The following is a 10,882-nucleotide window of genomic DNA, read 5'->3' on the forward strand; positions in this document are numbered from 1 at the left end:
ATATTTTGTAAATATAAAAAACCAATAATGCAAAGCAGCTATAAAAACACAAAAATCACCGCTTGATAGTGTTATTTACGTATCCCTAATAAATCATTTTTTAAATCTTTATCGACTGGATCCTCAGATAACCAAATTCCAAAAAAAGCTTTTTTGAACTCTAAACCTGTGATTTTTCCTTTATAATCGTTGTTTTTATTAATCCAAATAGATGCATCCAATGGGTTAAAGGTTAACTCAAAGACATCTCCTACTTTGGTTTCTTCGGTGCTTAACAAATCTTTTAATTCTCGGAGTTCATTTCTAAATCTTCTAATACCTACTTTTCCAACTGATTTTTCCATTCCTTTTGCCAAAGCTTTAGATAGTTTTTTAGAACTAATTAAACCCGAAGTGATATGCAACGTGATGGCCATTTCTGTTTCGCTAGCCAATATTTGTTTGGGATCTTGAGACAGTTGTGTTAAATATAGTGCTTGTATGTAGAGATCTTTAAAAAATTTGGAACGTTGCCCAATGCCATTTAAGGCCATTTTTTTTTCTTTGAACTCTAATGTTCTAGGAATTTCAACACCGTTGACAACAAATTTCTTTTGTGCAGTTGCTACTGTAAATTGCAATGCCATGAGTAATGTAAATAGAGATAATCGTTTTTTCATACTAGAATTTTAAATTGTTTTATTTTGAGCGCAAAAGTAATCTATAATTTTTAATCCTTCTTAAAAAAAAGAGTCCTAAAATTGGTTGCCAAACAAATGCACAAAATTCAATATTCATAAATCATGCCAGAACTATGATCTTTAATTGCTCCAGTGACGCTTTTGAGCACATTATTTTTATTTTGTAATTTCAAAACCCCTAAGAGACCAAAAATCAAGGCTTCTTTATATTCTATAATTTCTTTTTCTGGCAAAATTATTTCTAATTCTGGCAAAACATCTTGCAAGCAAGATACCAAATAGGCATTATATGCTCCTCCACCTGTTAGCAACAAACGTCCTTTTTTTGGAGGGAGCGCCATTGCTATCTGATGTGCCACATGAATGGTAAAGGTCTTTAACTTATCTACTTGTGTTAAAGGATAGGACTCAATAATAGGCAAAATAACTTGATTCACAAACTCTAAGCCTAGGGATTTTGGGGGTTGTTTTTTATAAAAATCCAATGCGTTTAATCGCATCAATAGCTCTTGATGCACTTTGCCTTGTTTTGCCAAAGCGCCTTTGTCATCATAAGCGTATCCCAATTGATTGGCATACAAATTCAGCACTGTATTTACCGGCGAGATATCAAAAGCCAATTGCTGGTTGTTTGCCCTAAAAGAAACATTAGAGAACCCGCCCAGGTTGATACAATAGTCATACTCTGAGAACAATATTGCATCTCCAATGGGAACTAATGGCGCGCCTTGTCCGCCCAATTTTACATCCTGGATCCTAAAATCACAAACTACCCTCTGACCAATCAGTGAGGCAATAACAGGAAGATTGCCTATTTGTAGGGTGATGCCATTTTGAGGTTGGTGCAAAATAGTATGGCCGTGAGAACATACTGCGTCAAGATTCTCAATTTGGTGTTGTGCTATAAAACTAGAAATGGTTTCCGCCAGCAAAACCGTGTAGCGCACGTCTAGCTCTTGCAATTGTTGAGCAGAGTAGTTTACGGCTTGTTTTAAATCCGTAACCCAATCGGCACTATAGCCAACCGTTTGGGCTGCTTTGATTACAAAAGACCAGCTATCTTGACAAACCGAAAACGCTATATGCGCCAAATCTACTCCATCTAAGGAGGTTCCAGACATTACTCCTATTACATTAAAATATTCTTTTTTCATAAATCAAAAATTAAATCACTATTGAAAACCTCAACAGAAAAAAGTATCTTTGGATACTTGCTACTAACAAAACCAAGACGTTTTTGGATCCGCCTCAAAACAAAATGCCTTAAGCCCTTGCAAATGCCCTAAATGTAAAACCAAAATTACACTAAAAACTTTGCAAATTATACCACTATAAAGCAATACCTAATTACAATGTTTAATTACTAAAAAACACTACTATGGATTTTAATTTGACCGAAGAGCAGTTAATGATTCAACAAGCCGCTAGAGATTTTGCCAAAAGCGAACTTCTACCTGGTGTAATTGAGAGAGATGAAAAATCCCAATTCCCTACAGAACAAGTCACAAAAATGGCTGCACTTGGTTTTTTAGGAATGATGGTAGACCCAAAATATGGTGGTTCTGGTCTGGATAGTGTCTCGTATGTATTGGCTATATCCGAAATTTCTAAAATTGATGCTTCGGCGGCAGTAATCATGTCTGTAAACAATTCTTTAGTTTGCGCTGGTTTAGAAAAATATTGCAACGAAGAACAAAAACAAAAATATTTGGTTCCGTTAGCAAAAGGAGACGTTCTTGGGGCATTTTGTTTATCCGAACCCGAGGCAGGATCGGATGCTACTTCCCAAAAAACAACTGCCATAGACAAAGGTGATTATTATTTGCTAAACGGAACCAAAAATTGGATAACCAATGGAAGCTCTGCAAGTACCTATATCGTAATTGCACAAACCGATGTAGACAAAGGACACAAAGGCATCAATGCTTTTATCGTAGAAAAAGGCTGGGATGGTTTTGCAATTGGCCCAAAGGAGAAAAAAATGGGCATCCGAGGTTCTGACACCCATTCCTTGCTGTTTAACGATGTGAAAGTTCCTAAAGAAAACCGAATTGGCGCCGATGGATTTGGGTTTCACTTTGCCATGGCGGTATTAAATGGTGGAAGAATTGGAATTGCCTCACAAGCACTTGGCATTGCTACAGGCGCTTATGAGTTGGCTCTAAAATATTCTCAAGAAAGAGAAACCTTTGGAAAACCAATTTTTAAACACCAGGCAATTGCGTTTAAACTAGCCGATATGGCTACCCAAATAACGGCAGCCAAAATGCTGTGTTTTAAAGCTGCTTTTGAAAAAGATGCAGGCATGGATATTTCGCAGTCTGGAGCAATGGCTAAATTATTTGCTTCCCAAACGGCAATGGACACCACTATTGAAGCGGTACAAATCCATGGCGGCAATGGCTATGTGTCAGAATACCATGTGGAGAGAATGATGCGTGATGCCAAAATCACACAAATATACGAAGGCACCTCAGAGATCCAACGCATTGTAATCTCTAGAACCTTACTAGATTAGTGAATAGCGAGAAAGTGGCTCTATACCATTCTAAAAAATGCTTTTGCAAAAAGGTATCGAATACTTTATTTATAAAAAAAACAAAATTGATTCTAAAAGCGCACTCGAAACAAGAAGCTTTTTTATCTTTGCTCAAAATAAAAACCTATGACCATTGAGAATATCAACAACAAAATCCAACCTCAAAAAGAGGCGTTGTTGCAGCACCCATTATATAAAAAAGTAAAAACGGTTCCGGATTTAAGATGTTTTGTTGAAAACCATGTGTATGCAGTATGGGATTTTATGTCTTTATTAAAAGCATTGCAATCCAAGTTGACCTGCACTACTACTCCTTGGTTTGCTACCAAAAATCCCGAAACTCGTTATTTAATCAATGAAATTGTACTTGCCGAAGAGTCGGATTTAAGTAGCGATGGCCGACGCCAAAGTCATTACGAAATGTATATTGAAGCCATGCAGGAATGTGGCGCAGATACCTCTGAAATAGAACTTTTTTTGTCCCAAATTCATTCTTTACAAAATATATTTGTTGCCATAAAAACCAGTAACTTACATCCTAACATCAAAGCTTTTTTGGACTTTACCTTTAGAGTAATTGAAGAAGGCGCACCGCATGAAATTGCGGCAGCTTTTACTTTTGGTAGAGAAGATTTAATCCCGAGTATGTTTACGGCTATTTTAAAAAATTTTCAGGACAATTTTCCGGATACTAATTTAGACAAATTGATCTATTATTTTGAAAGACATATTGCATTGGATGCGGATGAACACGGCCCTATGGCAATGCAAATGATTGCAGAACTTTGTGGGAATGACCCTCAAAAATGGGCCGAAGTAGAACAAGTTTCGATCCTTGCTTTAGATAAAAGAATGGGGCTATGGGACGCTATTGAAGCTACTATTGCTGCAAAAACATCTGTCGTTTAATATTATTTTAAAATCCCAAACCACACCATTGGATTTAAACTTATACTAAAAATCCCAAGAGTAAAAAAGGATACTCTTGGGATTTTTTTTAACTCTCGGGAGCCAATTCTAACTCTAGTCCTTCTAAGGATTCGGTTATTGGTATTTGGCATCCTAAACGGCTGTTGGACTTTACATAAAATGCCTCGGATAACATGGCTTCTTCATCTTCTCCCATTTCTGGCAAAGCTACGGCATTGAGTACGTAGCATTGGCAAGAGGCACACATGGCCATTCCGCCACAGGTTCCTTCTACCGGAAGCTCATAGGCTTTGCACAATTCCATGATGTTCATGGCCATATCGGTTGGGGCTTGCAATTGGTGCACTATGCCTTCTCTATCTTTTATTTTTATTAATACATCCATTGGACTTTGGGTGTTGGTTTTAAAATTTGGTGTTGGTCTGGTTCTCGAAATTGCAGGAAGGATAGCAGCTGGCTACCGAAGTAGCGCGGATAGCCTGACCCATTTTTATAAGAAGGCTCCTAGACGCAAACTGCGTTAGCCTTTTTATAAAAATGGGGCCTGCCCAATACTTACAATAGGTTTACAACAGTCTCTATTTGAGGTGCAAATTTTTTAATAGTAGTTTCTACTCCTGCCTTGAGTGTCATTTGGTTTACACTACAACTTGTACAAGCGCCCTCTAGTCTAACCTTGACGTGTTTGTCTTGTTCGATGGCTACTAGGGTAATGTCTCCGCCGTCGGATTTTAAGAATGGTCGGATTTCTTCGAGTGCTTTTTGAACTTCTATGGTTAATTCTTCTGTTGTCATTTGGTTATTTTTAAAGATTTAAGGTGGTTAAATCTTATTGTTTTTTTACGGCTGCACATCCTGCCATGGTGGTGATTTTTATGGCCTCGGTAGCGGGTAGGCTATCGTTTCTTTTTATGGTTTCGGATACTACGTTTCTGGTTATTTCTTCAAAAACTTTGGCTACTATGGATTCTGACTGTAACGCTGCTGGACGGCCATAATCTCCGGCTTCTCGTATGGATTGTACGATAGGTACTTCGCCTAGAAAAGGTACTTCTAAATCTTGGGCTAGGTTTTGTGCGCCTTGTTGGCCAAAGATATAGTATTTGTTTTCTGGTAATTCTTCGGGCGTGAAGTAGGCCATGTTTTCAATTATTCCTAATACTGGGACGTTTATAGCTTCTGACAAGAACATCGAAACCCCTTTTTTGGCATCTGCTAAGGCTACTGCTTGCGGGGTGCTAACGATAACTGCTCCGGTGATCGGCAAGGATTGCATGATGGACAAATGGATGTCTCCGGTGCCTGGCGGTAGGTCTATTAGCATAAAATCTAGTTCTCCCCAATCGGCATCAAATAGCATTTGGTTTAATGCCTTGGATGCCATAGGACCTCTCCATATTACGGCTTGACTTGGTGCTGTAAAAAAGCCTATGGATAGCATTTTGACTTCGTAGCTCTCTACTGGTTTCATCTTGGATTTTCCGTCTGTGGTAACCGAGATTGGCTTTTCGTTTTCTACATCAAACATAATAGGCATAGAAGGACCATAGATATCTGCATCTAGGATACCTACGCTAAAACCCATTTTGGCCAAGGATACGGCTAGGTTTGCGGTAACGGTAGATTTACCTACGCCTCCTTTTCCGGAAGCTACGGCAATGATGTTTTTGATACCCGGAATGCTTTTGCCTTTTATTTCTGGCTTTTCGGGGGTTTGTACCTTACTGTTTATTTTGATTTTTGCCTCTGGAGAGACCAATTCTAGAATGGTTTTTTTGATGTCTTCTTCTGCACGTTTTTTGATGTGCATTGCTGGGGTATGCAGCACTAGGTCTACTACTACTTCGTCTCCAAAAGTGATTACGTTTGCTATGGCACCGCTTTCGACCATATTTTTTCCTTCGCCAGCAATAGTAATTGTTTCTAGAGCTTTAAGAATTTCTTTTCTATCTAATTTCATTATAATGGTACTATTATCAATTGGTATTTTGGGTAAAATATTGTATTTATCTAATCTGATTTTAGATTACAAAGATAAAGGATTAAGTTCTTAATTTAAAGAATTTAAAGTGTATTTATTGCCCGCAGTATTGGGGCTGCTAGCGGCATACGGTATAAAGTAGGATTTTTGGGTTGTTGGCATGTCCTGGGGAGAAGTATATGGAGTCTAAAAACTACTCCTGACGTACTTCTGGCTCCCAGAAATGTTTTTTAAAATCCATTATTTGATTGTCAACTACCTCAATCCCTTCGCTTTCTAATAATTGCTGCATGAGATTGGTTCCGTCAAAATGAATTTTTCCGGTAAGCAATCCGTTGCGATTTACTACTCTATGTGCTGGCACGTCTGCTAGTCCGTGGGAGGCATTCATTGCCCAACCTACCATTCGGGCGGATCTAGCGGCGCCTAGTGCTTTGGCAATGGCTCCGTAAGAGGTTACTTTGCCAAAAGGGATTTGACGAGCAATACTATATACTTTTTGAAAAAAATTATCCTCGGCCATTTTAGGTGTTTTTAGTGCAAATACCATCTAATAATATTAAACAAGGTCATAAGAGCAATAATCCCGGTGATGCTGCCTATTATTAGATTCATGTTTTTTAGGAGGTAATCTGCTTTGTTTTCTATACTTTGAAAAAAACGAATATACACATAGAATACTAAGCTTGCGCCCAATACCACACCGCTTACAAAGGTAACTATGGAGCTGGTGTTAAATAAAAACAAATGGTAAGAAGAAAGCGTTATGGTTACAAAAACGTAGTACGGTATTGGAAAAAAATTTAAAACCGAGAGCAGCATTCCTAAAAAAAAGCGTTTGCGTTTGCTATTTTTGATGATGGTTGTTTTTTTGCGTTTTGGTTTTTTTGCTATCCACAAAAAATAAATAGCTAAGGCTCCAAAAACACCAAAACCCAGTTCCCGCAATAAGAGAACGATATCTGGCCGTACATTAATTATTTCTGCAAATAGAACAGCGCCATAGGTTTGAAAAAAGATAATGATAAGTGCTCCTAGAATAAACCAAAAGGCATTTTTGGGTCCTTCTTTTAAGTTTACTTTTGCTGCTGTCATATTGATCAATCCAGGTGGAATAATCCCTATCACTGCTGTAATAAAACCAAAAAACAGGGGCGCCATAATGTTCATCTAATACCAATAAATCATTAAAATAAATCTTAATCTTGTTAAAAATACGTTTTATTCTTTAATCTTAAACCGAATGTAGGTTATTGCTTTATTAATTTGCAAATATTGTTTTTCGTAAAAGGTTTGAAATGCAGTAACCTCATGAGGGCTTCCTTCGTTTACGTATACGTTGTGGTTGGCATACAATACCTCATGGCCTTCGCCGTGGAGCAACCCAAGGGTATATCCGTGCATGAATTCACTATCGGTTTTAAGGTTAACTACGCCGTCTTTTTTGAGTATTTTTTTGTACAATTGCAAAAACTCCGAATTGGTCATTCGGTGTTTGGTTCTTTTGTATTTGATTTGCGGATCCGGAAAAGTAATCCATATTTCGTCTACTTCGTTTTCTGCAAAAATATGGTTAATCAATTCTATTTGGGTTCTAATAAAGGCTACATTGTGCAAACCGGTTTCTACTGCCGTTTTTGCACCACGCCAAAAACGGGCTCCTTTAATATCTATTCCTACAAAATTTTTGTCTGGATAGGTTTGGGCTAAACCTACAGAGTATTCTCCTTTTCCGCAGCCTAACTCTAATATTAATGGATTGTTATTTTTAAAAAAATCGGTATTCCACTTTCCTTTTAAAGGGAACAAATCGCCTACTACCTCTTCTCTGGTTGGTTGAAAAACGTTCGTAAATGTTTCGTTTTCCTTAAATCGTTTTAACTTATTTTTGCTTCCCACTTTATTTAAAATATTTGGGCAAAATTAACGAAATATAATAAGACCGAAGTGGTTGAGCCTAAAAAATATTTTTTTAAAACCATCCAAAGCCCGTAACTGGCTGTTATTTTAGCTTTTTTAACAAGTCTTCTTCTAATGGGGTTTTAATTTTAACCACTTCGGAGGTGTTGTCATTGGGTACAGTCATGGACAAAACGTAGTGCTTTATTTTCCAGGTTTTTCCTGTTTTTAGGAGCACTCCAGAACCACGACATATTTTCATTTGGGTATCTAACAACTCATCAAACCAAGCTATTTTTCCGGTTTTATCAAAGTAAATATTTCGTATAATGGCCTTGAAATCCCAGGCTTTTCCTTGATCAAAGTAAGGTTTTGCATAGGCTTGAAATGCTGGCTTACTCCAGTTTTCGGTAGCATCAGTACCTATAAAGATTGCATCTTCGGTAAGGCTACCAAAATATGCTTGGTAATCTGCCTGCGCTGCTGCTTTATGCCAAGCGTCTAGCATCTGATGAATTTTTTCGGACTCAGAGAGCCGTTTGTTGCATTCTGTGCTAAAAGAAGAGAACAGAAAGAATACGGCTAGAAATAAACTGCTGTTTTTCATGATTTAAATTTATAAATACAACTAATGAGTGCTTTTTGCTGCTTTTTGACAAAGATAGCTTTTAGTTGTTACGTAATTTTATAGCGCTAAAAATAGGGAACTAATTGTCTATTTAGTGTATTTTTACAACACTTTATTCTTTTTTTTAAAATTATGAACATGAAAAAATATCCTATTTATTTAATGTTATTCCTTTGGTTGTTTTTAATTGTTTTTGCCTCGTGCAAAAAAAAAACAAATCCAGTTCTAGCGGCTCAAGCATCTGTTGCCAAGATAGACTCTAGCAAATTTCCGTTTGACAGTACCCAAGTAGCCGCTTTCTTTGATAGCCATCCGTTATTAAAAAAATACCAACCGGATGTTAAAAATCTGTACCAAAAACAGGGCTATCACTATGTATGGCATACGGAAAATGGAATTAATGAATTTGCAAATGTTATACACAACAAAATCAACAACCTTGGCCAAGAAGGGATCCTTGCTAAAATTCCGTACAAGCCAGAATTTGATCTAATCTATGAAGTTGCTAAAGATTCCAAACAACCCAATAGTAACGCCGAATTACTCACCACGGCCTTATACTTTTTTTATATTGACAAGGTGTACCATGGTTTGGACACCGCAAAATCGGAGGAGATGGAATGGTTCTTGCCTCGAGAAAAACAATCCTATGAGATGTATACGGATTCTTTGCTGGTAGATTTAACCCAAATTAAAAAGGACAAAAAAAACTTGTTTGGCCAATATTATTTACTCAAAGAGTATCTTAAAAAATACCGAAAAATAGAACAAAATGGTGGTTGGGATAGTATTGTAATGCCTGCCAACAAAAGAACACTGCAAGAAGGAGATAGCGCTCAAGCCATAGTCCAACTTAGAAACCGATTGTATGCCACTGGAGAGATAACAACAAATTCTAAAAGTGCAGTTTATGATGCCGCTTTGGCAAAGGGAGTTTTGCAATTCAAAAAAAGCCGAGGCAATAACCCTACTACCCTTGTTTCGGCCACAAATATTAAGGATTTAAATACTCCAGTTACTGCATTAATAAAAACCATTGTGGTAAATATGGAACGCTGTAGATGGATTTCAAAAAACATTGCGCAAGCCAACGAATTAATTGCGGTAAACATTCCTGCGTACGAGCTTACGTATATCAAAAACAAAAAAGTGGTACTGACCTCTAATGTGGTTGTAGGCAAAACACTCAACAAAACCGTTATTTTTAGCGCCCCCATGAAGTATATTGTTTTTAGCCCTTATTGGAATGTCCCAAATAGCATTATTCAAAAAGAGATTTTGCCTGCCATGAAAAAGAACCGTAACTATCTGGCCAAGCATAATATGGAATGGAATAACGGCAGAATCAGACAAAAACCTGGGCCTCGAAATTCTTTGGGTCTTGTTAAGTTTTTGTTTCCGAACTCTAATGCTATCTACCTGCACGATACGCCATCCAAACATCTTTTTAGCAGAGAAAAAAGAGCTTTTAGCCACGGCTGTATTAGGGTTGAAAAACCGACTCAGCTTGCCAACAAAATCATGGAGGAAGACACCAACTGGACACCCGAAAAAGTGGATCAAGCCATGCATAGTGGCAAAGAAACGTGGTATACTCTAAAAAACAAGATACCTGTTTTTATTGGTTATTTTACGTCTTGGGTAGATTCTGAGGGTACGTTACATTTTTATGAGGATGTTTATAATAGAGACGCACCATTGGCTGCTTTGTTGTTTGAAGAATAAACACCTATTATATTTCATTTTGGATCAGCACTAAAAAGGCCGCTATTTAGAAATAGCGGCCTTTTGATTTTATAGAATTTGTCTGCTTGTTGTTAGAATGCTTTTTGTTTTTCAAAAGTAGTCGCTAGGGTTTTCTTGATTTTGTCTAACGCACCTCTAAAGGCTTTTTCTACGGTGTCTGCATACTCTGTAACTACTACTGGTTGTAGTTTTGCAGGACGCACTTCTATCAAACAACGTTTGTCATTGACTCCTGGTTTGGCACTATTTTCATCACCTACGTGAACCTCAACGCGGGTGATTTTGTCTTCAAATCGTGCTAATGCAGTTTCTAGTTCTGAAGCAAAGTATGCTTCTACTCTTTGGTGTCCTTCAATATTGTTGTCGGTGTTAAATTGTATTTTCATGGTGTTTTATGTATTTTAGATTATCTCAAAGTTAACGAACAACTTTCCAAAAAACGAAGGAATTAGTATAATTTTATGAAATAAACGCAATTG

Annotated in this window: 13 protein-coding genes; 3 read left to right on the forward strand and 10 right to left on the reverse strand. The window is 37.3% G+C overall.

Features of this window, described 5'->3' with window-relative positions; translation table 11 throughout:
- Positions 1-71: 71 nt before the first annotated feature.
- Complete coding sequence (locus LB076_RS01345) at positions 72-659, reverse strand: chalcone isomerase family protein (RefSeq protein WP_066335914.1); 588 nt, start codon at positions 657-659, stop codon at positions 72-74.
- Between the two features lie 107 nt (positions 660-766).
- The gene (locus LB076_RS01350; RefSeq protein ID WP_066335913.1) at positions 767-1,834 is read right to left on the reverse strand and encodes an anhydro-N-acetylmuramic acid kinase; all 1,068 of its coding nucleotides are present in this window, start codon (positions 1,832-1,834) and stop codon (positions 767-769) included.
- 224 nt (positions 1,835-2,058) lie between these two features.
- On the opposite strand from LB076_RS01350, the gene LB076_RS01355 reads away from it, so the two are divergent.
- Complete coding sequence (locus LB076_RS01355) at positions 2,059-3,198, forward strand: acyl-CoA dehydrogenase (RefSeq protein ID WP_066335912.1); 1,140 nt, start codon at positions 2,059-2,061, stop codon at positions 3,196-3,198.
- Positions 3,199-3,345: 147 nt separating this feature from the next.
- A complete protein-coding gene (locus tag LB076_RS01360) occupies positions 3,346-4,128 on the forward strand; it encodes a DUF3050 domain-containing protein (protein WP_066335909.1) in 783 nt (260 codons plus the stop codon).
- 88 nt (positions 4,129-4,216) lie between these two features.
- Here the strand turns inward: LB076_RS01360 and LB076_RS01365 are convergent, their stop codons facing one another.
- The 7 genes from LB076_RS01365 to LB076_RS01395 form a co-directional block, all read right to left on the reverse strand.
- On the reverse strand, positions 4,217-4,534 hold the full coding sequence (locus tag LB076_RS01365) for a 2Fe-2S iron-sulfur cluster-binding family protein (protein WP_066335907.1): 318 nt from the start codon (positions 4,532-4,534) through the stop codon (positions 4,217-4,219).
- A 170-nt stretch (positions 4,535-4,704) separates the two neighbouring features.
- Complete coding sequence (locus LB076_RS01370) at positions 4,705-4,944, reverse strand: NifU family protein (RefSeq protein ID WP_066335902.1); 240 nt, start codon at positions 4,942-4,944, stop codon at positions 4,705-4,707.
- Positions 4,945-4,978: 34 nt separating this feature from the next.
- The gene (locus LB076_RS01375; RefSeq protein WP_066335900.1) at positions 4,979-6,109 is read right to left on the reverse strand and encodes an Mrp/NBP35 family ATP-binding protein; all 1,131 of its coding nucleotides are present in this window, start codon (positions 6,107-6,109) and stop codon (positions 4,979-4,981) included.
- A gap of 214 nt (positions 6,110-6,323) precedes the next feature.
- On the reverse strand, positions 6,324-6,653 hold the full coding sequence (locus LB076_RS01380) for an MGMT family protein (RefSeq protein WP_066336416.1): 330 nt from the start codon (positions 6,651-6,653) through the stop codon (positions 6,324-6,326).
- Positions 6,654-6,664: 11 nt separating this feature from the next.
- Entirely contained in the window at positions 6,665-7,291 is a 627-nt protein-coding gene (locus tag LB076_RS01385) for a LysE family transporter (RefSeq protein ID WP_335583362.1), read from the reverse strand.
- 60 nt (positions 7,292-7,351) lie between these two features.
- Positions 7,352-8,029: a tRNA (guanosine(46)-N7)-methyltransferase TrmB gene (gene trmB, locus LB076_RS01390; protein ID WP_066335895.1), complete on the reverse strand. Its 678-nt coding sequence runs from the start codon at positions 8,027-8,029 to the stop codon at positions 7,352-7,354.
- Positions 8,030-8,132: 103 nt separating this feature from the next.
- A complete protein-coding gene (locus LB076_RS01395; RefSeq protein ID WP_066335889.1) occupies positions 8,133-8,636 on the reverse strand; it encodes a nuclear transport factor 2 family protein in 504 nt (167 codons plus the stop codon).
- 159 nt (positions 8,637-8,795) lie between these two features.
- Here LB076_RS01395 and LB076_RS01400 point away from each other — a divergent pair, with 159 nt between their 5' ends.
- A complete protein-coding gene (locus LB076_RS01400) occupies positions 8,796-10,382 on the forward strand; it encodes a L,D-transpeptidase family protein (RefSeq protein ID WP_066335887.1) in 1,587 nt (528 codons plus the stop codon).
- 92 nt (positions 10,383-10,474) lie between these two features.
- Here LB076_RS01400 and LB076_RS01405 read toward each other — a convergent pair whose 3' ends face one another.
- Positions 10,475-10,789, reverse strand: a complete 315-nt coding sequence (locus tag LB076_RS01405; protein ID WP_066335885.1) for an HPF/RaiA family ribosome-associated protein — start codon at positions 10,787-10,789, stop codon at positions 10,475-10,477.
- Positions 10,790-10,882: the final 93 nt, after the last annotated feature.

The sequence above is a fragment of the Flavobacterium crassostreae genome, assembly GCF_001831475.1.
Taxonomy (GTDB): Bacteria; Bacteroidota; Bacteroidia; order Flavobacteriales; family Flavobacteriaceae; genus Flavobacterium; species Flavobacterium crassostreae.

Excerpts from the sequence above, each read along its gene's own strand:
- LB076_RS01345 (WP_066335914.1), bottom strand. The coding sequence starts at position 659 with ATGAAAAAACGATTATCTCTATTTACATTACTCATGGCATTGCAATTT.
- LB076_RS01350 (WP_066335913.1), bottom strand. The coding sequence starts at position 1,834 with ATGAAAAAAGAATATTTTAATGTAATAGGAGTAATGTCTGGAACCTCC.
- LB076_RS01355 (WP_066335912.1), top strand. The coding sequence starts at position 2,059 with ATGGATTTTAATTTGACCGAAGAGCAGTTAATGATTCAACAAGCCGCT.
- LB076_RS01360 (WP_066335909.1), top strand. The coding sequence starts at position 3,346 with ATGACCATTGAGAATATCAACAACAAAATCCAACCTCAAAAAGAGGCG.
- LB076_RS01365 (WP_066335907.1), bottom strand. The coding sequence starts at position 4,534 with ATGGATGTATTAATAAAAATAAAAGATAGAGAAGGCATAGTGCACCAA.
- LB076_RS01370 (WP_066335902.1), bottom strand. The coding sequence starts at position 4,944 with ATGACAACAGAAGAATTAACCATAGAAGTTCAAAAAGCACTCGAAGAA.
- LB076_RS01375 (WP_066335900.1), bottom strand. The coding sequence starts at position 6,109 with ATGAAATTAGATAGAAAAGAAATTCTTAAAGCTCTAGAAACAATTACT.
- LB076_RS01380 (WP_066336416.1), bottom strand. The coding sequence starts at position 6,653 with ATGGCCGAGGATAATTTTTTTCAAAAAGTATATAGTATTGCTCGTCAA.
- LB076_RS01385 (WP_335583362.1), bottom strand. The coding sequence starts at position 7,291 with ATGGCGCCCCTGTTTTTTGGTTTTATTACAGCAGTGATAGGGATTATT.
- LB076_RS01395 (WP_066335889.1), bottom strand. The coding sequence starts at position 8,636 with ATGAAAAACAGCAGTTTATTTCTAGCCGTATTCTTTCTGTTCTCTTCT.
- LB076_RS01400 (WP_066335887.1), top strand. The coding sequence starts at position 8,796 with ATGAAAAAATATCCTATTTATTTAATGTTATTCCTTTGGTTGTTTTTA.
- LB076_RS01405 (WP_066335885.1), bottom strand. The coding sequence starts at position 10,789 with ATGAAAATACAATTTAACACCGACAACAATATTGAAGGACACCAAAGA.